The organism is Methylobacterium sp. 092160098-2, assembly GCF_028920805.1.
GTDB lineage: Bacteria > Pseudomonadota > Alphaproteobacteria > Rhizobiales > Beijerinckiaceae > Methylobacterium > Methylobacterium fujisawaense.
The window spans coordinates 1,233,184-1,254,873 of record NZ_JAQPZJ010000002.1; the positions used below are offsets into that span (position 1 = coordinate 1,233,184).

The following is a 21,690-nucleotide window of genomic DNA, read 5'->3' on the forward strand; positions in this document are numbered from 1 at the left end:
TGGGGTTGGCGGCCCAAAGCTTAATGCATATATTTAATAAGGTTGGCTCGCCAAATGACCTAAGTAGTAACAGGCACGCGACGAACAAATGAACTCTAAGGACATGCCGCCGATCTTCGTCGCCGACTCGCCGGGTCTGGATTTCCTCAACTCAATCGCTACGCCGGTTGACGTCCCAGTCGAGTGGATTGGCGATGGGGAGGGTCTGCTAAGCTGGCTGGAGCAGGCCGGCCTCCTACCTGCTTCGGCCCTTGTCGTCCTACGTGAGAGCGCCACGCCGGCAGAACTCGACGACATCGCAGGTCAGGCCCGGAATTTGCGTGAATGGTTTCGAGGCTTCATTGATGACCGAAAGGGCAGGCCACTCACAGCCGATGATCTGTCCGATTTGAAGCCTCTTAACCGCCTCCTTAGAAGAGACGAGAGCTTCGTCCAGATCGTAACTCGAGATGACGATGGCCCTAGGCAACTGGAGCTTCAAGTTTCACGACTTTGGCGCACCCCGGAGTCGGCACTTCAGCCAATCGCAACTGCTCTTGCGCAACTTGTTTGCGAAGAAGATTTTACGCATATCAAGAATTGCGAGGGTCACGCCTGCACGCTAATGTTCGTAGATCGAACCCGTGCCCGCGCTCGGCGATGGTGCAGCATGGCAATTTGTGGAAACCGAGCCAAGCAAGCAGCTCACAGACACCGTCGTCGAAATTAGTTGGAATGTTGTGGCGCGGCGCTTGATGTTTGATCCTGCGGTGTGTGGTGCGGTAGGCCACCATCCTGCGAGAGATGCGCTATGGGGACAGGCTCTTCAAGGCAGCGCCACGAAGACTGAGCGGCTGCGTTGAAGGTCAAGCGGTGAGTGGATGCCATGGGGTGTGATCGCGGTTGTGGCATTGAGTGCCACAACGAGTTTTCGCATCACCGGCACGAGAGCAACCTTCCTCTGTCGGACGTGCAGCGTGAGCCGCCGATAGCAGGACCGGAAGGGAGAGCCTAGGCGGATTGCAATCAGCGCTGCCATGTCCAGCACGCCCGGCACAGATGTTTGCCCGCTCGCGAAGGCTCGCCGGCCCCGCATCAGGCCGGAGTCGCGCTTGACCGGGGCGATGCCGACGAGAGCCGTGAGCTGGTGGCGACTGATGGTGTCGGGTTCAGGCGGCTGAACCAGAAGCGTGCGTGAGGCGACGTCGCCGATCCCGGGCACGAACTCGGGCGACGCCTTAGAGCGCCTAACAGAACCGTTTAATCTGGTTGAGTGTGATGAGGCTGGCAGCGAGGCTGGTGAAGGCCTCGTAGATGTCGGCGCGTCGCTCGTAGCGGACCGGCAAGCGCCGGAAGCGATTGAACCAAGCGTGCGTGCGCTCCACCACCCATCGGTACCGGCCCAGTCTCTCGCTGCTCTCGATGCCGCGGCGTGCGATGCGCGGTACAATCCCACGTGCCCGGCACTCGTGTCGGCGCGGTCGAGCGTCGTAGGCTTTGTCGGCGTGCAGTTTGTCCGGGCGGTATCGCGGCCGGCCCCGCCGACCGTTGCGCACGGGCGGGATGGCATCGAGGGTCGGTGCCATCATCACGCTGTCGTGCCGGTTGGCCCCTCTCAGGCGGAAGCCGAGCGGCGTACCACGCGCGTCGGTGACGAGGTGGCGCTTCGTGCCTGCCTTGCCCCGGTCCGTCGGGTTCGGGCCGGTGGCAGAGCCCCCTTTATGGCCGGGACAGAGGCGCTGTCCAGGCTCGCTCGGCTCCAGTCGATCTGACCCGCCCCGTGCAGGCGCTCCAAGAGCACTTGATGCAGGCGCGCCCACACGCCGGCCGCCTGCCAGTCCCGTAAGCGGCGCCAGCAACTCATCCCGCAGCCGCAGCCCATCTCCGCGGGCAGCATCTCCCACGGAACGCCTGAGCGCAGCACGAACAGAATGCCGGTCAACGCAGCTCGGTTCTCGATCGGCCGACGGCCGCCTTTTGGACGTGGGCGGAGCGGCGGCAGAAGCGGCGCAATCTCGGTCCAGAGATCATCGGGCAGAAGCGGACGTGCCATCACCACCAACGCCCACCCACGCAATCCGTGCCCGTTCTGTTAGGCGCTCTTAGTCTCGCACCAAACGAAGAGGCCTTGATGGCTTAGAGTCCGTCCGAGAAGTCACTTTGATCGGGCGAGGCGTCTGACGAGGATCATCACGGCTGCGGCGTAGAGGAAGGCTCTGGCCGAGGCGAGCGTGGCCTCCGGATCTTTCCAGAGGCGTCGGTTGCGACTGATCCAGGCGAAGAACCGTTCAACGACCCACCGGCGTGGATGAACAGCAAAGCCGATCTGATCGGGGGGCTTGCGCACGATCTCACGGCGATGATCGTGGCGGTCGCTGGCCTGTCGCCGGCGTAGCCCGCATCGGCGAATGCTTTGGCGATGAACGGGAAGGTCCGGCGCGACAGGCGCAGGACCGGAACGGCTCCGTCCCGGTCCTGCAAATCGGCTGGCTGCGGATCGAGCACGAGGGCACGCCCGTCCGTGTCGACCAGCGCTTGGCGCTTGCGGCCCTTGACCTTCTTGCCGGCATCGTAGCCGCGCGGCCCCCCGCTCTCCGTAGTCTTGACGCTTTGGCTGTCGAGCACCGCGGCAGACGGCGAGGCGTAGCGTCCGACCCGTTCGCGGTCCGCCATGACGAGATGGTGGTTGATCCGGGCAAACAAGCCGGTGTCGCGCCAGCGGCTGAAGTAGCCGAAGGTGGTCGAACGCGGCGGCAGATCCTTGGAAATGAGCCGCCATGCGATGCCGCCGCGCAGAACGTAGAAGATCGCGTTCAGGATCTCCCGCATCGTCCAGACCGGCGGTCGGCCGCACGTCGCAGGTTTTGGTAGAAGCGGCTCGATGAGCGCCCACTCGGCATCGGTCAGATCAGTTTCATAGCGAAGGCCCACGCGGCTATGCTGCCGCCGGGTGGTCGGTGTCCACATGGCAGGTCCAGGTCAGGCTTCAGCACCCTCCTGGAATCACCGCCATCCCGGCCACTCAACCCCGCCTAACACCCTTATCGGACGGGCTCTCAGCCGATGTCGCAGTCGAGTTCCGGGAGCTCTCTCTATGAAGGTGATGTGCCGGTTCAGCCTCCGGATCAGCTGCTTGTCCACGGTTTGATCGCGGCGGTTGGTTTCGATGTTGATCATCCACCTGATCTCCCCTTCCTGGCTCATGAGCTCAGCGAAGTAATTTCTCTCCAGTTCCGCCAGGGACCTGGCTGGCGGCCTGATGCGCTCGGGAAAGACGGCGATTACCTCGTTGCCGAGCGCGTTGGTTTTCGCCGGTCGGCCCAGGGCTCTGGCGAAGTCGCGGTTCTGGCGAGGGTTAACGATGCAGAGCGGCGGCCCAATCGCGGCGAGCGCTGGAGCGATGTTCGCCTCGAAGCCGCCACTGGCTTCGAGGATGAGAACAGGCGGGAGTTGGCTAAATCGGTGCGAGAGGGCCAGCAGTTCGCGGGTGAATGCCTCAATCTCGTCCGCGTCTCCGTCTTGGATCACCGGCAAAGCTAGGATCTCCAGCCTGGTTTCGCAGTTGGTGGGTATTACAGGCCGCCACCGTCGCGCTTCTCTGGAGGGCGCCGACACTGCTTCAACCCGATCTCGAGTTTTCCAACAAAATCCACCCTGAGTGGTCATTCGGCTTGCGACCCAGTTGGCCACCGTTTCGCTGCCGAGCGCCACCCGGAAAGCGGTCATGCATTCCGCGTCATGCGGGCTACATGTCGTCTTTATCGTGCATGCCGCACCTGCACGAGAAGCGCGCGCAGCACCGCGAAGGCATTTCTGGATGCTAGGCCCTGAAAAGCCTCCATCTCATTCGGGCCGGCATTGCCGCCAGCCAAGTCGGACAAGCTGCGGATCGATAGAAAGGGAACCTTGTTCATGTACGCGGCATGTGCCGCCGCGGCGGCCTCCATGTCGACAGCTTGGGCCTGGAACGCGCGACGCGCGAAATCGCGGAAAGCCGCGTTGTCGACGAAAGCTGGCCCCGAGATGCCGTTGCCGCCAACGATCACGCGCGGCGTCGATGGCAGACATTTGCGGTCAGTAGTGCAACTCTCGAGGACTACGTTGGCCGAGACTTTGCGGGCGGCGTCCAGCAGGCGGGCGCCGGCTGGGAACCAAGTGTGCAGATCAATCCCGCCCGCCGGCTTTTGTATCCTCACGGGCTGCGGGAAGATCATCCCGAAGTGCTCGGTCTGCGGCGCCGCGAAGTAGCTCGGCAGAGTGTATAGTCCGCCCTGCTCCCGGGCGAACACAGAGTCCAAGTATTCACGCCATTGATCTGGGATTATGACGTCGCCGATATGCAAATCGGGGTTGATCCCACCCGAAATCCCCATCACGATGATGCCATCGAGCTTATAGTGATCGATCGCAGTCTGCGTAGCTATCGCCGCGTTGACTTGGCTAATGCCGCTCTCGATCAGCACGACGGGCGTGCCCTCAATCCGTCCCGTGACGAAGTTCACACCAGCGTACATCACTTGTTGCTGATCCGTAAGCGATGATAAGAGCGCCCGCCACTCAGGCTCGTAGGCACACAAGATCGCCGTGCGCGCGTCGTCCGCGGCGCTTGCCTCGGCGCCCGCTGGCTCGAACGCGGTGAAAGTTGCGAGCACGACCAGCGTCGCAGTCAACCTTCTGAGCGTGTCGCGCATGCCATGACGCTGGACAGCAGAGTTGGCGCCGACAATATAGGCCATGTGAGTCTTAGCTCCACTCAAGTCGAGACAAAGGTGTGTCGGCGCGATCGGCTGCAGGCTGGCGGGATTGGAACGCGGTGCGCTCCCGGCCGTTGAGCTGCAATGCTGTCCGCGAGCTACAAAACGATTTTAAATCGCCGATGGAAGGCGAGCCTTCAGCCCCTCCTCAAAACATCCGAGTCGCTATACGTTAACATATCAGGCAAGGGAACATCGTGAGAAGGCGCCTTTGACGCGCAGTTTTGACATGATCTCGTAATTCAAGGCCGGCATGTTGTTCCATTGTTTGGGCCGCGACCACCGATGCGATGCATCGGGTGGTTCCGCAACCAGGTCGCGTCCAAATGCTCTGTTTGATGAATAGGCCCTATATGCTTCGCAACGCTGCCGCTTTCATGTTTCTGCTGTTCTGCGCTCCTGCCTGGGCCGGGCCGCGCTGGCAGGAGTTGCCACCGACCCCCGCGCCGGTTCCCGGCGAGACCCCGGGCTATGCTGTGGTCAACGGCATTCGGCTGTACTACGCTACGATTGGCCGCGGCCCGGCGGTTTTGATGCTGCACGGCGGGCTATCTAACTCTGATTACTGGGGCAATCAGGTCCAAGCGCTCACGCCGCATCACCAGGTCATCCTCGTCGACAGCCGCGGACACGGACGCAGCGCTCGGAACGATCAGCCCTTCGGCTATGACTTTATGACGGATGACGTAGTCGGCCTGCTCGATTTCCTGAAGATCCCGCGTGCCGACATCGTCGGCTGGAGCGACGGGGCGATCCTCGGCCTCGGCATGGCGATACGTTACCCTAACCGGGTCGGCAAGGTGTTCGCGTTCGGGGCGAACTCCGATCCCAGTGGCTTGGTTAAGGGCGTCGAGAAAAATCCGACCTTCGCCGCCTTTATTGATCGGGCCGCCAAGGAATTCGAGAAGTTGTCGCCAACTCCGGAGAACTATTCCGCGTTCGTCGATGCGATCGCTAAAATGTGGGGGAAACAGCCCCGCTGGACCGCGTCCGACCTGAAGCAGATCCACACGCCCGTCCTCATCGCGGACGGCGACCACGATGAGGGGATCAAGCGCTCACACACAGAGTACCTCGCCGCCACGATTCCCGGAGCGGAGCTGCTGATCCTGCCGGGTGCCAGCCATTTCGCCTTCCTCCAAAAACCGGCGCTGTTCAACGCGGCGCTTCTCGATTTCTTGGATGGGCGATGATCCGCGCTGTTGCAGCCGACGTGAGGGACGCCAGCACGGCTTGATCTGGGCGAGAACCAGGATGCCCTCAATCCTGACAGGCTCGTCTTCCTGGACGAAACCGCCGCTGCCATCAACATGGCCCGCCGCTACGGTCGAGCCTCGAGAGGCGAGCGCTGCCGCCTCGTCGTCCCCCAGGTGGGCACCACCGTCATGGCCGCCCTGCGCAGCGATAGCCTGTGTGCCATCGCTCTGTGCGACGGAGCCACTAGCGTCGCACGCGTCTGGGCCTGCGTCATTATAGCGCCGAACCGAGATCAGCGGGACGTCAGGGCACCGAAGGTCATCGTACCGGATAATGGACGAGTCCTGCGTGTACGAAGCCGTCGCGCTTGGGCAGGATCCGGCTGTCCGGGTCGGTGAAGTTGCGCTGTGCCGGGTCGGGTGGACCGCCGTCTTCACCGCGCAATGGCCGTCCTTGCCAGCGCATGCCCGACGAGGCGTCCGGCCCGTTCTCGTCCTCCGGATCGGGCGGATCTGCAGCCTCCGCCTCTAGCGCGGCCTTGGCAGCGCGGATTGCTTCCAGCCGCCGCTGTTTATCGGCCGTCCAGTCCGGCGTTTCGCCACCCCGACGGCCGGCACCGTGAGTTCGATCTTCGGAAGCGTCGGCCACCGCAACACGCCTCCATCGCCACAACGCAGGGCGGCAACTGCGCACCGAAGGTGATCACGCTCTCACGCCGCATGCGCCGCCGCAGCACGACGCGTCCACTCACGTCCAGCCCGACGAGGCCGCAGCTGTTCTTGCCCAGGTCGATCCCCAACACCGCGATTGGCATCGTCTCGCTCCGTTCCTCATCTCCGCTACCCTGCAAGCCTAGCAGGGCAGCGCGGTGAGGGGCGGGCCATCCATAAAGGGGGTCCTGGAGCCAGGCGATCGGCCGCTCGCGGGGCGGCTTCACGAGCAAAGTCCATTGCTTGGCCGATGATCGTGGCCGACCGGTCGCGTTCGCCCTGACGCCCGGCAGCGTGGCCGACATCACCATGGCGCTGCCCCTGCTGTGCGCTGTGGTGCCGCCCAAGCGTCTGATCGCCGACAAGGCTTACGACGCGCAGAGCTTGAGGGATTGGCTGAAGAGCCACCGGGTCATCGCCACCATCCCGTCCACGGCCACCCGGACGGTACCCTAAAAGCACAGCCGGATCGCCTACCGGCGGCGCAATCGGATCGCGCGGCTGTTTGGCCACATCAAAAACTGGCGCCGCGTCGCGACCCGCTACGATCGCTTAGCCTGCAACTATCTGGCCGCCGTCGCGCTCGTTTCCTGTCTTGTCGCATGGACCTGAATGAGTCTCCTACCGAAACGGTCGGCGTTGGACCACCTGGGCCAAAATGCCATGAGCGACGACCCCGAAGCTACACACTACCCTGCTACGATCCAGCACATGATGTGGCGATTGGATGGATTAGCGCGCGGTCTCGGCCTGGATGAAGCCGTCACGCGGCAGATCGCGGAACAGGTAATCGCCGACATGCCGATGCGCACGGACGACGAACGGCTGATGGAGGCGCGGGCTCGGATGACCGCGGCATCGGCGTAAAGATGAGCGAAGGCGTAGAGATCACGAACCGACGTGCCACTGGTGAAGCGTGTAGCCGAAGCTTCACTCGCAGCACCGAATCGCAATTATACTGTAAGGCAGCTCCCTCGTAATCCGGCTGCTGCGGGTCGGGTCCGTTCAATGCACGGCTTGCGGCAGGCGGCCTGGGTGGTGTGATGCAATCATCCCCCAGACCGTCATTTCCAGCCCTACCTTTTCGGCACTCTCACGGGCTAGCGAGACGGATCAGCTGCCCGGCGCCGATCCGTTAATCTGAAATCATGCTGTAACCTGCAGGTGTGATCGTGCGATCGTCTGTAGGCCCACCCCAATCCGGCTTACGACAGGCGGATCGGGTTTCTGCGTCTTGTTGCCCCTCGATGTGGGCTCGGTCCGCCAATTCCAGAACTGTCGCAGTAAGTAAGCGACTCAGCTGCGCCCCTTCTCCGCGCACTTCGAACAGGCAACGCGGTTTGTCATTTGCTGCAGCCCAGACGAGGCCAGTCTGTGAAAATCTTGTTTGCCGCCACGCCGATTGCGGGTCACCTCAACCCGCTGCTGACCATCGCACGCATGGTCATGGCCCGCGGGGATGAGGCCATTGTCACGACCGGCGCGCACCTCAGGCCAGCTGTCGAGTCTGCCGGTGCCCACTTTCGGCCGCTCGCAGGCGGCGCTGACTTCGGTGGCGCCCATCCCCAGGAGATCTGGCCCGAGCGCAACGCCCTCTCACCTGGGCCGGCGCAGCTCCGCTTTGACTTCGTGCGTATTTTCCTCGACCCGATCTCGGCACAGCTCGCGACCCTGCGCGCGATCATCACCGATGAACGGCCGGACATCGTTGTGACCGATGTCGGATTTATGGGCCGGGTAGCGTTGTTCCTCGATCCTAGGCGCCCTTCTGTACCCATTGTCTCCTGCGGTATCAGTGCTCTGTTTTTAATCGGCCTGATGGCGCTCCGTTCGGTCTTGGACTGAGCCCAGCTCGCAACGGAGCAGAACGTGCCCACTACGCCATTCTTGCAGAGGAGATCGACGCCGCCCTCATCGCGCAGACCCGCACATACGCCGATGCCAAACTCGCCGAGATAGCGCTACCGCCACTGCCGTGCTCCGTACCATCGTCTATGGTTTTGCTAGCAGATGCCTATCTTCAACCGACGGTGGCTGCGTTCGAATACGATTATGGCGAGCTGCCAGATCACGTCAGCTTCGTCAGTGCACTTCCGCCTCCACCGTTAGGCAATCAACCACCGCCGGTTTGGTGGAATGAATTGGACTGTAACCGCCACGTCGTAATAGTAACACAAGGTACGGTGGCAAATGCCGACTTGAGCGAACTGGTTAAGCCGGCTCTTGCCGCGCTGGCTGATCGCGATGACATACTTGTCGTGGTCACGACTGGCGGCCGACCGGTGACCAGCATACGGGGATCAATCCCGGCCAACGCGCGGTTGGCTGAATTTCTAGATTACAACCAGTTGCTGCCAAAGCTGGCAGCTATGGTAACGAATGGCGGCTATGGGACGGTGTCGCTGGCGCTGCGAGTAGGTGTGCCGATCGTGGCGGCAGGACGCACAGAGGACAAGGCCGAAGTCGGCGCGCGGGTTGCTTGGTCAGGGGTCGGCGTCGAGATTCCGTCGCAGCGGCCAAGCGTATCTGACCTGCGCGAAGCAGTAGAGCGGATGCTCTTTGACTCTTCATACCGCAGGCGGGCGCAAGCGATCGCGGCCGACATGGCTGCCATCGACACCCGAGCCGAAATCCTGGCCGTGTTCGACGATCTGGTCGCACGAACGATCCATCGGCATGAGGCGGGATGCGTTGGCTCTGGATGTTGTTAGGTATCATCTCAGAGCTTTGCACGAAGGAAAGGCCCCGCGCGGCGGGGCTGAAGGTGCGGCGGTCGTCCAAGCTGCCGATGGCGGTGTGAGAGCAGGCCCCCAGGGACGAAAAGGCCGCCGCGGTGAACCTGGCGGCCGTCCTTTGCTTGCAGGCCATGAGAGGGCGAATGGCCCATGCTCCTCCCAGTGTGCCACCGGGGTGGGATGCGAAAGCCCAAGTGGCCTGGGGCGATTGGCCTAAATGGGGCAAGCTGTAACCAAAGCTGGAAGACGGCGAACTCTCACTCCGAGGATAAACCTCATAGCAGGGAAGAATGCCGATGTTCGACATGAACAACCTGAGTCGCTTAAAAAATCTCGACAATAATTCGCCCGATGCGATGAAATCATTTTGGGCATTTGATAAAGCCGTGTTCGCAGAGGGAGCGATCAGTGCCCAACAGAAGCAACTGATCGCGGTCGCTGTCGCTCTTACGACACAATGTCCATATTGCATTGAAATTCATACCAAGGCGGCACGAAGCCAAGGCATTACCGACGTACAGTTGACCGAGGCTGCGCTTGTTGCCGCAGCAATCCGCGCCGGAGGCGCAATTACCCACGCGACCCATCTATTCAACAAGTAGACCGGCATCCTATTGGAGCAGCCCGAGTATAGGATCTCTCCGAAACCAGCGGGTTAGATCTGATCTATTCGTTGCTTCCGGAGATCCGCAACAGATCGGGCGCAGATGCGTCCATCCCTGCCGCCGACAGAATAAGCCCGCCGCGGCGGTGAACTGGGCAGCGAGCATGAAAAAAACCGCCGCGGCTGGAGCCGGGCGGTTCGAGGTAGCCTAAATGGGGGTTGTCGAAAGGTAGACGGTCGCAGGACGGGGCTGGAGTTGCCCCCATCAAACCGGACACGGGGCTGGTTGCATCTGAGCACGGATGAACTCGCGCGGCGAGCGCATGCCGAGCCCACGATGGGGATGGTGTTCGTTGTAGTCGGTGATCCAGACGCCGATCCGCGCCAGGACGGTGTTGGCGTCGGGCCGGGGTTGGACGCGGGCATAGTCGCGCTTGAGCGTCTTCACGAACGCCTCGCTCACCCCGTTGCTCTCGGGCGAGCGTACCGGGGTGAAGCAGGGCACGAGGTTCAGGGCTGCCGCGAAGGACAGCGTCTCGGTTGCCGTGTAGGCGGAGCCGTTGTCCGCTAGCCACTGCACGGGATGGGTCGCGCAAAGGCTGCCGAAGCGAGCTTCCAGGCTGCCGAAGCGCGCCTCCACGCAGGTCAGCATGAGATCGCGCACCATCTGGCCGGTGACCCCACCCGTCGAGGCCACCCAGGCGATCACGGGTGTCGATGGCGAAGGCTACCCGCACCACCTCGCCGTTCCAGCAGCCGATCTCCAGCCCATCCGAGGACCAGCGCTGGTTCGGGGCCGCGGCGATCACACGGCCCTCGTGGGCGCGCACGGGTCGCCCGCCGGTGTGGCGCTGGAGGAGCAGGCTGTCCCGCTTCATCAGGCGGAACACCCTCTTGTGGTTCAGGGCGGGCTCGCCAGTGGCGCGCCGCGTCCGGTTCAGGATCGCCGTCACTCGCCGATAGCCGTAGGTCGGCCGCACGTCCGTGATAGCGCGGATGGCGATCAGGACGGCCTCGTCGTCGGCACGACGATAGGGACCGCGCGACCGCGACCCACTCCGTATCTGCTCGACGAGGTTGGAGCGGGCCACGCCGAGCACGTCGGCCACGACCTTCACCGGGAAGAGCCCGCGGGCGGCGACGGCAGCGGCCACACGGCTTTTTTTACCCGTGCAGCGGCCAGCGCCTCCTTGAGCACCTCGACCTCCAGCGTCTTGCGTCCCAGCAGCCGCTCCAGATCGCGCACGCGAGCTTCCAACTCGCGCATCCGGCTAGCAGCGACCACCTCGTCGTCGGCTTGCACCGCCACCTGTCCGCCCTCGGCCATGCGACGCCTCCACCCGAATAGAAGGCTCGGTGAGAGGCCGTGGATCCGCGCTACCGCCGAGACGGTCATGCCGGGCTGCATCGTCTCCTCGACGAAGCGCACCTTCTCGTGGGCGGTGTAGCGCCTGCGGCGCTCGCGCCCTGTGATGATCTCGATCCGCTGCGTGTCGTTCGGCGTAAGCGCTCGTTGGCAGGCACCTTGCGGGATAAGATCCTGGACCTGGATACAGTGCTTTCGCGAAGGCCTGTATCCGCCCTATGTCTGGACCTACGATCTCGCCCCATATCGTCGTAGCCGGCACGCGTCGCTCGTGGACGCGTGAGGAAAAGCGAGCGATCCTCGATGAGGCGGAGAGCACCACCGCGTCGATCTCGTCCGTGGCACGCCGCCATGGCCTGACGCCATCGCTGCTCTTTCGCTGGCGACGCGAGGCCTGGGATGAGGAGCGGGCGGCGGCCCTGCCAGTTCCGCCTCCCTTCGTTCCGCTCGCATTGCCGGCGCCGGTGGGGCTGCCGACGCGTGACCAAGGTGCGCCGGGTGGCGCCATCGAGGTGGAACTGGTCGGCGGGCATCGGCTCCGTGCCCAGGCCGGGGCCGATCCAGCCCTCGTGCGAGATCTTCTTGCGGCGCTGCTGGATCGATGATCCCCGTTCCCTCGGGCTTACGCGTGTGGCTGGCCACCGGCCACACGGACATGAGGAAATGCTTCGACGGGCTCGCCGCGCTGGTGCAGGACCACCTGCACCATGATCCGTTCTCCGGTCAGGCCTTCGTCTTCCGCGGCCGTGCGGGGCGACTGATCAAGGTCCTGTGGTGGGACGGCCAGGGACTGTGCCTGTTCTCGAAGCGGCTGGAGAGAGGCCGTTTCGTCTGGCCGGGGACTGCAGGGGCCACGGCGGCGCTTACGCCAGCTCAGCTCGCGATGCTGCTGGAGGGGATCGACTGGCGGGCGCCCGAGCGCACGGACCGGCCGCGCATCGCGGGCTGAGGGACGCCGCGCCCGAAGGGGCTGGCGGAGCCGTCGTGGGCAAGCTAAGCTATTGGTATGGCTCTCGATCCTGCCTCGCTGCCGGATGACGTGGATGCGCTCAAACGCATGATCGTCGGCATGGCGAGGGACGCCGTTCATGCCAACACGCTGATCGAGAAGCTCCGCGGCGAACTCGCAAGGTTGAAGCGGGTGCAGTTCGGCGTCTCGTCCGAGAAGCTGCAAGCCCGCGTCGAGCAGCTCGAACTCGCCATCGAGGCCCTGGAGGTCGACGAGGCCGAGCGTCTTGCAGCGGCTCCGGTCGTCGCCGAGGCGGTCGAGGCGGCAAGCCGAGGGCCGGGGCGCCGCCCCTTGCCCGATCATCTGCCGCGCGAGACCGTCGCTCATCCCGGCCCCTGCGCCTGCCCGGCCTGCGGCGGTCGCCTGCGCCGGATCGGCGAGGACGTGACGGAGAGCCTCGACTACGTGCCGGGCCGCTTCAAGGTGGTGCGGCACCTGCGCGAGGCCTTCTCCTGTCGAGCCTGCGAGACCGTGGTGCAGGCTCCCGCGCCCTACCACGCCATCGCCCGCGGCCGTGCCGGCCCCGGGTTGCTCGCGCATATCGCCGTGGCGAAGTTCGACGATCACCTGCCTCTGTATCGTCAGGCCGAGATCTATGCGCGGGACGGCGTCACGTTGCAGACTTCGACCCTGTCCGGCTGGATGGGCGCCACGGCCGCCGCGCTGGCTCCGCTGGTCGATCTCCTGCGGACGGAGGTGATCGCCGGGTCGGACGTCCTGCACGGTGACGATACGACGGTTCCGATCCTGGCGCCCGGCGCGGGCAAGACGAGAACTGGCCGGCTCTGGGCGTATGTGCGCGACGAGCGCCCCCACGGTGGGGTGCGTCCGCCGGCGGCCGTGTTCTTCGTCTCGCCGGACCGGAAGGGCGAGCGTCCGCTCACGCATCTGGCGGCGTTCTCCGGCGTATTGCAGGCGGATGGCTATGCCGGCTTCAACGGGCTCTACGAGGGCCGTCGGCCGGGCGGCGCGCTGATCGAGGCCGCCTGCTGGGCGCACACCCGTCGCAAGTTCTTCGATGTTCATGCCAGGGCCGATCACGCCGATGCTGTTGATGCGTCGAGTCACCTTCAGCGCGAGGCAAGCCCGGCTGTGTTCGTCGGTCAGCGTCAGGATGCGCAGGTTCCGGCCGTCGTGCGTCTGCCCCTGCACAAAGTCGAAGCTCTAGACGTGGGACTGTCAGGAATTCCGTGTGCGGGCGGCGGATTGAACATCAGGCCGCCATGGCCCGGGTGAAGCGCTCGCCGAAGATGACGGCGAACTGCGCCTTGGCCATGACCCACTCACGCGGGCCCATCTTCCACGCCTTTTCGGAGCGGTTCAAGACCAGGTAGAGCAGCTTCAGCGCGGCCTCGTCGGTCGGGAAGTGCCCGCGGGCGCGCACAGCCCGGCGCAGCGTGGCGTTCAGAGCCTCGATGGCATTGGTGGTGTAGAGGATCCGCCGCACCTCGCCGGGGAAGGCGTAGAACGGGATCACCTCGCCCCACGCCCGTCGCCAGCTCTGGGCGATGGCCGGGTAGCGCCGGCCCCACTCACTCGCCTCGAAGGCCGCCAGCGCCGCCTCGCCGGCTGCGGCATCGAGCGCGCGGTAGATGTCCTTCAGCGCCCCCGCCACGGCCTTGCGGTCCTTGTAGGAGACGAAGTCGAGGCTGTGGCGCAGCAGGTGCACGATGCAGGTCTGGACCAGCGCCTCGGGGAACACCGCCCGGATCGCGTCGGGGAAGCCCTTCAAGCCATCGACCACGGCCAGGAGCACGTCCTCGACGCCGCGGTTCCTCAGCTCGTTCATGACCCGCAACCAGAACTTGGCGCCCTCGTTCTGCTCCAGCCACAGGCCGAGGATCTCCTTGGAGCCGTCGGCGCGCACGCCCAGCGCGATGTGGACGGCCTTGTTCCGAACGACGCCCTCGTCGCGCACCTTGATCCGCAGAGCGTCGAAGAACACGATCGGATAGACCGGCTCCAGCGGCCGGGCCTGCCAGGCGGCGACCTCCTCCAGGACCGCGTCGGTCACCGCGCTGATCAGGTCGGGTGAGACCTCGATGCCGTAGAGCTCGCGCAGGTGCGCGACGATCTCCCGGGTGCTCATGCCGCGGGCGTACATCGACACGATCTTGTCGTCGAAGCCGGGAAAGCGGCGCTGATACCGGGCGATCAGCTGCGGATCGAACGTCGCCTGCCGGTCGCGCGGGATCGCCAGCTCAATCCGGCCTGTCTCGGTCGTGACCGTCTTGCGGCCATAGCCGTTGCGCGTGTTGCCGGCGTCCTCGCCCGCCAGATGGTGGTCCATCTCGGCGTTGAGCGCCCGCTCGGCCAGGGCCTTCTTCAGCTCGTCCAGCAGGCCATCGGCCTCGAAGGCCGTCTTGGGATCGGCCCCAGCCAGGAGCTGGTCCAGGATCGCGTCAGGGATACAGGGTGCTTTGCGTCGTGCCATCGGGAACCTCCATCGGATCCACTATGGCCGCCCGAACACGAAATTCCTGACAGTCCCCTAGACGTCATTACGGTAGAGCGCACGCAGCCGCACGCACGAGCCGTCGTTCAGCCATAGCGGCTGCGGGGTCTCCGTCGGCTAGGGACGTTGAGCCCCTCGCGACGCCAGATGCGCTGAACCCGATCCTTGCCCACCCGCCAGCCGTCTGCCTGCAGCAGAGCCGTGACACGGCGGTAGCCATAGCGCCCGTACTCGGATGCCAGGGCGATAACGGCGCGAGTCAGCCCATCCTCATCGGCCGGCACGGTGGGCACGTAGCGTTGCGTGCCCCGATGCTGGCCGACGATCCGGCAGGCGTGACGTTCCGAGAGACCGTACTTCTCCCGGATGCCAGCAACCGCCTGCCAGCGTCGCTCGGGGGCTAGATGGGGTATTCGGGGTGCCTCGCGCGGCGGAAGCGGCGGCATGATGGCGCTTCGATCCAATCCCGGAGCCCCACCATGAGCGAGCAGCACCACGTCGGCCTCGATGTCTCCGTGAAGGAGACCGCAATCTGCATCGTCGATCCCCATGGTAAGGTCGTGCACCGGGCCACCGTCGAGAGCCATCCCGAGGTGATCGGCCGGCACCTGATCGACCTCGGCCACAGCTACGCGCGTGTCGGCCTGGAGGCGGGACCGCTCTCACCGTGGCTCTACGCCGGCCTGGTCGAAGCCGGACTGCCGGCGATCTGCGTCGAGACCCGCCACATGCATGCGGCCCTCTCGGCCCGCATCAACAAGACCGACCGCAACGACGCGATGGGCATAGCCCAGATGATGCGGGTCGGCCTGTTCAAGCCGGTCCACGTCAAAACGCCGGCCAGCCAGCAACGCCGCCTGCTCCTGACCTCGCGCAAGCTGCTTCAGCGCAAGGCTTACGACATCGAGAGCGACCTGCGCGGCCAACTGCGCAACTTCGGCCTCAAAGTCGGTGTCGTGGGGGCTGCCGGTTTCGAGCAGCGCGTACGCGACCTCGTGCTCGATCTGCCCTTCGTCGCGGCCGTGGTCCTGCCGCTGCTGGAGGCGCGCTCGGCGCTGCGGACCCAACTGGCCAAGCTGCACAAAATGCTGCTGGACCAGGTCCGCACCGACCCGGTCTGCCGGCGCTTGATGACCGCGCCCGGCGTCGGGCCGGTCGTGGCGTTGACCTACCGTACCTGCGTCGACAACCCAGCCCGCTTCGGACGATCGCAATGCGTCGGGGCGCATTATGGTCTGACGCCGCGGCTCTACCAGTCCGGCGAGACGAAGCGGGTCGGCCGAGTCTCGAAGTGCGGCGACACGATGATGCGCGCCGCACTGTATGAGGCCGCGCTCGTGCTGCTGACTGGCCCTCGGGTTCGATGGTCCTCGCTGAAGGTCTGGGGGCTGGCTGTGGCCAAGCGCAGAGGCATGCAGAAGGCCCTCGTGGCCGTCGCCCGCAAGCTGGCGATCGTGCTGCATCGGATGTGGCGCGACGAGAAGGATTTCCGCTGGTCGACCGAAGCCGCGACGGCGGCCTGAAGCTTACGGATCAGCATCACGTAACACCGAGCTCCTCCGGCGTGGAGGAGGTCCCTGTGGGGACGATGGGAGCGGGTGAGACCGAGGAAACTCGAGCGTCGGTTCTGCCGGGCGCGCGGCTTAGATGGATCCGCCCACTCCCTCTAACCCCATCATGAGGCGGCGCTCGCCGACCTCGGAGAGAAGCAAGAGCTCCACAGGGCCGATCACGCGTCGAACCAGGATGCGCACGAAAGGGCGTTGACCGATGAACCCCGAATAGAGAACAAGTTTCCCGAGGCGACGTCCGTCAGCACCTGACTCACCAACGACAGATCGGCCACGAGCCGCCGCAATCGAGCGTTCTCGCGCTCCAGGTCCTTCATCTTCTGGGCCTGGTCGACCTGGAGGCCGCCGTACTCCTTGCGCCAGCGTGAGTCACTCTGCTCGGAGATCTCCGCCTCGCACGCCAGTGCTAAGCTTTTGCCTTAGGCCGTCTGCACCTCGATCTGGCGCAGCTTCAGCACGAGCTGCTCCGCGCTCGTCTTCTGACCTCGCCGCATCGCCGACTCCTCTCGTCCTGGCTGATCCTCTCAATCAGCCCGGTCCAAAGCTAGTCGGTCAGGTCACCTCCGCTAACTCGATGCGCCGCAAATGGCCAAAGTCGAGCTTAGATATCAGAGTCAGGCTCTCCACCCGCTAGGCAGTCAAAAAATTACTGCCATACAAATCTTGCCCCGCCGGGAACTGCGCACGTCAGATCAACAATACGTTTGACTTCACCTGTCTCTAAAATTTCAATGTGCAGTTTTAGCTCTTTGTTTGCACTATATGTATACCGAATATATTCGAACGTAGCATTGCCTTTTGCGGAAATGCCCTGGTGCATGTCGGAGAAGAGCAACTTATCGTTTTTTATTATCTTGAAACTATTGATACGAAGCCCGGAAATGCTTTCCGGGGTAGTGCCGCCTGAGTTTGCGTTGTTGCATCTTGATGAATTCACAATCACAACAACATTTTTTCCAGCTTGCAGCGCTTCACTCAGGTCGCCAAGATTAAAGCTATCGGAAGCGCGGCTTTCGAAACTGATGCAGATAATAAATGGCAAGATCACCCAGCAGAAAACGTTGAGTTTATTCGCTAACGATTTCATCTAAACTGCCTTTTTTGGATCGAAGCTTGATGATTAGTTTAATCCTGACGGAAAAGGCACTTTTCATAGATCGTCGTTGCGAGGGATGGGATAATATGGGCCTCTAGATTTATAGATGGCATAAGTTGGCCTCCGTCGGCCTGCTTGTTGAAAGGTCTGTCCTGGTTCAGGGAAAATATGTTCGGCGCGGCGAGAAAATGTCCACCGCCAGCGTGAGGTTGCTGCATTATGAAATTATTACGGGAGCCGCGCTTTTGCGTTACAAGTGTAGCAGGTAGGACGAATGGATGGCACCGCGTGCACTGAGGGTCCCCCGGATCTTGGTCCGGCCGAAAGGTGAGCCTCCGGATCTCATTCGGCGGCCTGCAGGGCCGCCGCCAAGGCGAATTCCTGGGGTGTTCGCCACCCCAGGGCGGTGTGAGGCCGGCTCTCGTTGTACAACCCCTCAGCACAAGACCCATAGTACCGACGCTGGCGACGACGGTGTCGTCGTCTACGGATGGCATCCATGGGCCGGGCGTGCGGTTCGCCTTCACGAGGTGATCGGGCGCGCAGCAGGTACGGCCGCGCGCTGCACACTCGTGGACGCGCCAGCCGCACGCCTACAGGAGATCCCGGTCTGGATGCTCGATCCCGTCGCGTGCGGGGCAATGCGGGCGGCGGCGCAGCCGGTCGTGGCCTTGTCCGCGCTGATGAGCTTGCGCGTCCTGCTCGCCGCGGCGGGCAGAGGCCCTGTCCCGCGCCGAGCAACGCTAGCATCGCCCGAGTCCTCGGGAGATTGCCATGCCACAGCCTCCGCGCCGACCGCGCCGGTCGGACCCGCAGCTCGACCTCGGCCTGACGCAAGGGCCGTCGACTCTGACACCGCCAGCCTGGAGCAGCCTGCCGACGGCGACGCAGCAGACCCTCACCCGCCTGCTGGCCCGCCTGCTCGTCGCCCATACCAACAGATCCTCGCAGCAGGACGTCCGAGCCGGAGGCGCCGATGAGCGCTGAGAAGATCGGCCCGCAGCACCGGGCCCGCAAAGCCGTGCTCTACGTCCGCCAGTCCTCGGCCCATCAGGTCCAGCACAACCGCGAGAGCCAGGCCCTGCAATACGCCATGCGCGAGCGCCTCGTCGGGCTCGGCTTTGCCGAGGTCGAGATCATCGACGAGGATCTCGGCTGCTCGGCCGCCGGCGGCACGCTGCGCGCCGGCTTCGAACGTATGGTCGCCGAGGTCTGCCTGGGCAAGGTCGGCGCGGTCGCCGCCCGCGAGGTCTCCCGCTTCGCCCGCAACAGCCGGGACTGGCAGCAGCTCGTGGAGATGTGCCGCGTCGTCGATACCCTGCTCGTCGACCAGGAGGCGATCTACGCGCCGCGCCTGGGCAACGACCGCCTGCTCCTCGGGCTCAAGGGCAGCCTCAACGAGTACGAGCTCGACCTCCTGCGCCAGCGCTCGCTGTCCGCGCGCTACGAGAAGGCGCGCCGCGGCGAGCTCGTGGTCGCGGCACCTGTCGGCTTCCTCAAGGCCGGCGACCGGCTCGAGATGGATCCCGATCGGCGTGTGCAGGCCGCGATCCGGTTGGCCATCGACAAGGTGGCCGAGTTGGGCAGCGTGCGCCAGGCCCTGCTCTGGTTCCTGGAGCACGGGCTCGATCTGCCGACCCGCGTCAACGCCGGCCCGGTGGTCTGGCGCCGCCCCCGTTACTCGACGCTGCGCGAGTTCATCGCCAATCCTGCCTATGGCGGCGCCTACGCCTACGGCCGCAGCCGCGTCACGGCCAGCTACGACGCGGCCGGCGCCAAGGCGCGGGCCCGGCGCACGCCGCGCTCGGAGTGGCTGGCGTTGAAGCCCGGCGCGCATGAGGGTTACGTCACGTGGGAGCGGGCGGAGGCGATCCGGGCGATGGTGAGCGAGAACGTCCCGACGAGTTCCCGTGGTGCGCCCAAGCTCGGCTCGGCCCTGCTCTCCGGTCTGCTGCGCTGCCGGCGCTGCGGACGCAAGCTGAGCGTCCAGTACACCGGGGCTAAGGGGCAGATCCCGCTCTACGCCTGCATCCGCGGGCGGATCGACTACGGCGAGCCGAACTGCATCGCCTTCGGCGGCCTTCGTGTCGATGACGTCGTCGAGGCGGCGCTCCTGTCGGTGGTGCAGCCCGGTGCCATCGAGGCGGCGCGGGCAGCCGAGTCGCAGGCGAGCATGCGCCGCGACGAGGCACGCGAGGCAATGGTGCGTGATCTGGATGCGGCGCGCTACGCGGCCGACCGCGCCTTCCGCCAGTACGACGCCGCCGACCCCGAGAACCGCTTGGTGACCGGCGAACTCGAAGCGCGCTGGAACCGCGCTCTGTCCCGGGTCGGCGCCTGCGAGACGCGCGTTGCCGAGCACGACGCGGTCGCCCCCCGACCCGCCCTTCCTCCAATCGCGTTGGAGACGCTCGCCGCGGACCTGCAGGACATCTGGTCAGCGCCCACGACGGATGCGCGGCTCAAGAAGCGGATCGTGCGCACCCTGATCCACGAGGCGATCGCCGACCTCGACGAGGTGCGGGCCGAGATCGTGCTCACCGTGCATTGGGTCGGCGGCGCCCACACCGAGCATCGCCTGCCGCGTCGGCGACGCGGTCAGCGCACCAGCACGCCCGCCGACGTGATCGAAGCGGTGCGCACGCTGGCTTTGATCGCGCGCGACGACGTGATCGCGGGCGTACTCAACCGCAACGGCGTGAGGACGGGGCACGGCAACCGCTTCACGCGCGAGCGCGTCACCGCATTGCGCTCGCAGTACCGCATCCCGGTGTTCCGCGAGGCCGTGGCGGGAGAGGAGCCTTGGCTGAACCTGACCCAAGCTGCCGCCCGCGTCGGCGTTGCCGCGCGAACCCTTCGTCTGGCCGCGGAACGGGGCGAGATCGATGCAGCGCATCCGCTCGCGGACGGACCTTGGGTCTTCAGCCGCGCGGCTCTCGACGGCCCGGCTGCCCGCGTCCTCGCACAGGAGGCACTCAACCGCGGCAAACACCCCGCGGTACCGCATCCAGCACAGCAATCCCTCTTCGCATCAACGACATAGCGAGATGTGCGTTCTGATGAGCAGTTGTAGTGCCGCCGCCACGGCTCGGTCTTGCTCCTCGCGTCGGCCAACGACAAGAACCAGTTCGCATTCAGGCACTCGTCGCGCAGCCGGCCGTTGAACGACTCGACCAGCGCGTTGTTGGTCGGCTTGCCGGGGCGCGAGAAGTCCAACGTGACACCATTCTCGTAGGCCCAGCGGTCGAGGGCTTTCGAGACGAACTCAGGCCCGTTATCGACCTGAATCGCGCGTGGTGCTTCGCGCAGCAGCGCCAAGCGGCCGACGACAGCCACGACCTGCCCGCCCTTGATGCCCTGGTCGACCTCGATCACCAGAGCCTCGCGCGTGAAGGCGTCGGCGACCGTCAGGGCCCGCAGTCGGCGGCCGTCGAACAGCGCGTCGGAGACGAAGTTCATCGACCAGCGTTCGTTCGGCCGGAGTGCCGCAGGCTGACGCTCATGGTGTGCCCGCTGACGTTCCGGCGCGGCCGCTTGAGCCGCAGGCTCAGCCCCTCGTCCCGGTAGAGACGGTGAACCCGCTTATGGTTTACTCGCCAACCCTCCCGGCGCAGCAGGATGTAGATCCGGAAGTACCCGTAGCGCACCCGGCTCTTGGCCAGATCGCAGATGCGCATCCGTAGCGGTGCCTGATCGGGTTCGGTCGAGCGGTAGCGGAGGCTCGACCGGCCGACGCCGAGCGCGACGCAGCCGCGCCGCTCACTCACCCCGTGCACCTCATGAACCTGGTGCACGAGTTCGCGTCGCCGAGCAGGCGTCAGAGCTTTTTTGCGAGCACGTCCTGCAGGATGTGCTTGTCGAGGCTCAGATCGGCCACGAGCTGCTTGAGCTTGCGGTTCTCGTCCTCGAGCTGCTTCAGCCGCCGCAACTCGCCTGTGCCCAAGCCGCCGTAGAGCTTCTTCCAGCGGTAGAATGTCTGCTCGGAGATGGCCATCCGGCGCAGCACCTCCGCGACCGGTGTCCCGGTCTCGGCCTGCTTCAGCGCGAAGGTGATCTGCTCTTCGGTGTACCTGCCCTTCTTCACGGCTCTGCTCCTCCCATCAGGGTCTCACAAAACCGGAGAACTCGCACTCAGATCGGACCAAAGCGATGAGGGGACGTCAGTCAAAACCGAGGGAGGATCAGTTGAACAGCCGTTCGCCTGGATCGGCCGC

15 protein-coding genes and 13 pseudogenes are annotated in these 21,690 nt (G+C 64.7%); 14 read left to right on the forward strand and 14 right to left on the reverse strand.

All coding sequences use genetic code 11. The features are described from left to right. Positions 1 to 88: 88 nt before the first annotated feature. Positions 89 to 709, forward strand: a complete 621-nt coding sequence (locus tag PQI07_RS31430) for a CGNR zinc finger domain-containing protein (RefSeq protein WP_274928799.1) — start codon at positions 89 to 91, stop codon at positions 707 to 709. A gap of 136 nt (positions 710 to 845) precedes the next feature. Here the strand turns inward: PQI07_RS31430 and PQI07_RS31435 are convergent. From PQI07_RS31435 to PQI07_RS31455, 5 genes and pseudogenes are all read right to left on the reverse strand, one after another. Beyond that, positions 846 to 1,228 (reverse strand): annotated as a pseudogene (locus PQI07_RS31435) (transposase); the annotation flags it as partial. Then, positions 1,227 to 2,032, reverse strand: a protein-coding gene (locus PQI07_RS31440) for an IS5 family transposase (protein ID WP_274928930.1) whose coding sequence is annotated in 2 segments (ribosomal slippage) — positions 1,227 to 1,702 and positions 1,702 to 2,032 — 807 coding nt in all. Because the reading frame shifts where the segments join, the coding sequence is not laid out codon by codon here. The gene PQI07_RS31440 and the pseudogene PQI07_RS31435, both read right to left, overlap by 2 nt. Positions 2,033 to 2,134: 102 nt before the next feature. Further along, positions 2,135 to 2,862, reverse strand: a pseudogene (locus tag PQI07_RS31445) (IS5 family transposase). A 179-nt stretch (positions 2,863 to 3,041) separates the two neighbouring features. Continuing rightward, positions 3,042 to 3,429, reverse strand: a pseudogene (locus PQI07_RS31450) (transposase); the annotation flags it as partial. A 308-nt stretch (positions 3,430 to 3,737) separates the two neighbouring features. Further along, a complete protein-coding gene (locus PQI07_RS31455) occupies positions 3,738 to 4,715 on the reverse strand; it encodes a 5'-methylthioadenosine/S-adenosylhomocysteine nucleosidase (protein WP_274928801.1) in 978 nt (325 codons plus the stop codon). A gap of 395 nt (positions 4,716 to 5,110) precedes the next feature. Between PQI07_RS31455 and PQI07_RS31460 the strand changes: the two genes are divergently transcribed. Together PQI07_RS31460 and PQI07_RS31465 are read left to right on the forward strand one after the other, a co-directional pair. Continuing rightward, entirely contained in the window at positions 5,111 to 5,926 is an 816-nt protein-coding gene (locus tag PQI07_RS31460) for an alpha/beta fold hydrolase (RefSeq protein ID WP_274928802.1), read from the forward strand. Between the two features lie 51 nt (positions 5,927 to 5,977). Continuing rightward, positions 5,978 to 6,187: pseudogene (locus PQI07_RS31465) on the forward strand (IS630 family transposase); the annotation flags it as partial. 94 nt (positions 6,188 to 6,281) lie between these two features. Here the strand turns inward: PQI07_RS31465 and PQI07_RS31470 are convergent. Further along, positions 6,282 to 6,575: pseudogene (locus PQI07_RS31470) on the reverse strand (IS5/IS1182 family transposase); the annotation flags it as partial. After that, a pseudogene (locus PQI07_RS31475) lies at positions 6,556 to 6,744 on the reverse strand (IS110 family transposase); the annotation flags it as partial. The pseudogenes PQI07_RS31475 and PQI07_RS31470, both read right to left, overlap by 20 nt. 79 nt (positions 6,745 to 6,823) lie before the next feature. Between PQI07_RS31475 and PQI07_RS31480 the strand changes: the two are divergent. From PQI07_RS31480 to PQI07_RS31500, 5 genes and pseudogenes are all read left to right on the forward strand, one after another. Then, positions 6,824 to 7,252, forward strand: a pseudogene (locus PQI07_RS31480) (IS5 family transposase); the annotation flags it as partial. A gap of 51 nt (positions 7,253 to 7,303) precedes the next feature. Further along, on the forward strand, positions 7,304 to 7,507 hold the full coding sequence (locus PQI07_RS31485) for a hypothetical protein (RefSeq protein ID WP_274928803.1): 204 nt from the start codon (positions 7,304 to 7,306) through the stop codon (positions 7,505 to 7,507). Positions 7,508 to 8,014: 507 nt separating this feature from the next. Further along, positions 8,015 to 8,485 carry a glycosyltransferase family protein gene (locus tag PQI07_RS31490; RefSeq protein WP_274928804.1) on the forward strand — a complete coding sequence of 157 codons (471 nt, stop codon included), beginning with the start codon at positions 8,015 to 8,017 and terminating at the stop codon, positions 8,483 to 8,485. A 149-nt stretch (positions 8,486 to 8,634) separates the two neighbouring features. After that, a complete protein-coding gene (locus PQI07_RS31495; protein ID WP_274928805.1) occupies positions 8,635 to 9,351 on the forward strand; it encodes a glycosyltransferase in 717 nt (238 codons plus the stop codon). 320 nt (positions 9,352 to 9,671) lie between these two features. Beyond that, positions 9,672 to 9,977, forward strand: coding sequence for a carboxymuconolactone decarboxylase family protein (locus PQI07_RS31500; protein WP_274928806.1), 306 nt, complete (start codon positions 9,672 to 9,674; stop codon positions 9,975 to 9,977). A gap of 267 nt (positions 9,978 to 10,244) precedes the next feature. Here PQI07_RS31500 and PQI07_RS31505 read toward each other — a convergent pair. Beyond that, positions 10,245 to 11,513, reverse strand: a pseudogene (locus PQI07_RS31505) (IS3 family transposase). Positions 11,514 to 11,563: 50 nt separating this feature from the next. Between PQI07_RS31505 and tnpA the strand changes: the two are divergent. From tnpA to tnpC, 3 genes and pseudogenes are all read left to right on the forward strand, one after another. Beyond that, positions 11,564 to 11,950 (forward strand): IS66-like element accessory protein TnpA, encoded by a 387-nt coding sequence (gene tnpA / locus PQI07_RS31510; RefSeq protein ID WP_274928807.1) that lies wholly within the window; start codon positions 11,564 to 11,566, stop codon positions 11,948 to 11,950. Continuing rightward, positions 11,947 to 12,294: an IS66 family insertion sequence element accessory protein TnpB gene (gene tnpB, locus PQI07_RS31515; RefSeq protein ID WP_274928808.1), complete on the forward strand. Its 348-nt coding sequence runs from the start codon at positions 11,947 to 11,949 to the stop codon at positions 12,292 to 12,294. The genes tnpA and tnpB overlap by 4 nt, the downstream gene beginning before the upstream one ends. A 120-nt stretch (positions 12,295 to 12,414) precedes the next feature. Beyond that, positions 12,415 to 13,353, forward strand: a pseudogene (gene tnpC / locus PQI07_RS31520) (IS66 family transposase); the annotation flags it as partial. A gap of 36 nt (positions 13,354 to 13,389) precedes the next feature. Here tnpC and PQI07_RS31525 read toward each other — a convergent pair. The 3 genes and pseudogenes from PQI07_RS31525 to PQI07_RS31535 all read right to left on the reverse strand — a co-directional run. Then, positions 13,390 to 13,518 (reverse strand): annotated as a pseudogene (locus tag PQI07_RS31525) (IS3 family transposase); the annotation flags it as partial. Between the two features lie 49 nt (positions 13,519 to 13,567). After that, positions 13,568 to 14,788 (reverse strand): IS256 family transposase, encoded by a 1,221-nt coding sequence (locus tag PQI07_RS31530; protein ID WP_274928809.1) that lies wholly within the window; start codon positions 14,786 to 14,788, stop codon positions 13,568 to 13,570. Between the two features lie 60 nt (positions 14,789 to 14,848). After that, positions 14,849 to 15,213: pseudogene (locus PQI07_RS31535) on the reverse strand (IS3 family transposase); the annotation flags it as partial. A 75-nt stretch (positions 15,214 to 15,288) separates the two neighbouring features. On the opposite strand from PQI07_RS31535, the gene PQI07_RS31540 reads away from it, so the two are divergent. Then, the gene (locus PQI07_RS31540; RefSeq protein ID WP_274926645.1) at positions 15,289 to 16,332 is read left to right on the forward strand and encodes an IS110 family RNA-guided transposase; all 1,044 of its coding nucleotides are present in this window, start codon (positions 15,289 to 15,291) and stop codon (positions 16,330 to 16,332) included. 266 nt (positions 16,333 to 16,598) lie between these two features. Here the strand turns inward: PQI07_RS31540 and PQI07_RS31545 are convergent. Then, positions 16,599 to 16,874 (reverse strand): annotated as a pseudogene (locus tag PQI07_RS31545) (transposase); the annotation flags it as partial. A gap of 152 nt (positions 16,875 to 17,026) precedes the next feature. Next, complete coding sequence (locus tag PQI07_RS31550) at positions 17,027 to 17,467, reverse strand: VirK family protein (RefSeq protein ID WP_274928810.1); 441 nt, start codon at positions 17,465 to 17,467, stop codon at positions 17,027 to 17,029. Between the two features lie 783 nt (positions 17,468 to 18,250). Between PQI07_RS31550 and PQI07_RS31555 the strand changes: the two genes are divergently transcribed. Next, positions 18,251 to 18,463, forward strand: coding sequence for a hypothetical protein (locus PQI07_RS31555; RefSeq protein WP_139231676.1), 213 nt, complete (start codon positions 18,251 to 18,253; stop codon positions 18,461 to 18,463). After that, entirely contained in the window at positions 18,453 to 20,519 is a 2,067-nt protein-coding gene (locus PQI07_RS31560; protein WP_274928811.1) for a recombinase family protein, read from the forward strand. The genes PQI07_RS31555 and PQI07_RS31560 overlap by 11 nt, the downstream gene beginning before the upstream one ends. 2 nt (positions 20,520 to 20,521) lie before the next feature. Here PQI07_RS31560 and PQI07_RS31565 read toward each other — a convergent pair. Further along, positions 20,522 to 21,560 (reverse strand): annotated as a pseudogene (locus tag PQI07_RS31565) (IS3 family transposase); the annotation flags it as partial. Between the last annotated feature and the right edge of the window lie 130 nt (positions 21,561 to 21,690).

Excerpts from the sequence above, each read along its gene's own strand:
- PQI07_RS31430 (WP_274928799.1), top strand. The coding sequence starts at position 89 with ATGAACTCTAAGGACATGCCGCCGATCTTCGTCGCCGACTCGCCGGGT.
- PQI07_RS31455 (WP_274928801.1), bottom strand. The coding sequence starts at position 4,715 with ATGGCCTATATTGTCGGCGCCAACTCTGCTGTCCAGCGTCATGGCATG.
- PQI07_RS31460 (WP_274928802.1), top strand. The coding sequence starts at position 5,111 with ATGTTTCTGCTGTTCTGCGCTCCTGCCTGGGCCGGGCCGCGCTGGCAG.
- PQI07_RS31485 (WP_274928803.1), top strand. The coding sequence starts at position 7,304 with ATGAGCGACGACCCCGAAGCTACACACTACCCTGCTACGATCCAGCAC.
- PQI07_RS31495 (WP_274928805.1), top strand. The coding sequence starts at position 8,635 with ATGGTTTTGCTAGCAGATGCCTATCTTCAACCGACGGTGGCTGCGTTC.
- PQI07_RS31500 (WP_274928806.1), top strand. The coding sequence starts at position 9,672 with ATGTTCGACATGAACAACCTGAGTCGCTTAAAAAATCTCGACAATAAT.
- tnpA (WP_274928807.1), top strand. The coding sequence starts at position 11,564 with ATGTCTGGACCTACGATCTCGCCCCATATCGTCGTAGCCGGCACGCGT.
- tnpB (WP_274928808.1), top strand. The coding sequence starts at position 11,947 with ATGATCCCCGTTCCCTCGGGCTTACGCGTGTGGCTGGCCACCGGCCAC.
- PQI07_RS31530 (WP_274928809.1), bottom strand. The coding sequence starts at position 14,788 with ATGGCACGACGCAAAGCACCCTGTATCCCTGACGCGATCCTGGACCAG.
- PQI07_RS31540 (WP_274926645.1), top strand. The coding sequence starts at position 15,289 with ATGAGCGAGCAGCACCACGTCGGCCTCGATGTCTCCGTGAAGGAGACC.
- PQI07_RS31550 (WP_274928810.1), bottom strand. The coding sequence starts at position 17,467 with ATGAAATCGTTAGCGAATAAACTCAACGTTTTCTGCTGGGTGATCTTG.
- PQI07_RS31555 (WP_139231676.1), top strand. The coding sequence starts at position 18,251 with ATGCCACAGCCTCCGCGCCGACCGCGCCGGTCGGACCCGCAGCTCGAC.
- PQI07_RS31560 (WP_274928811.1), top strand. The coding sequence starts at position 18,453 with ATGAGCGCTGAGAAGATCGGCCCGCAGCACCGGGCCCGCAAAGCCGTG.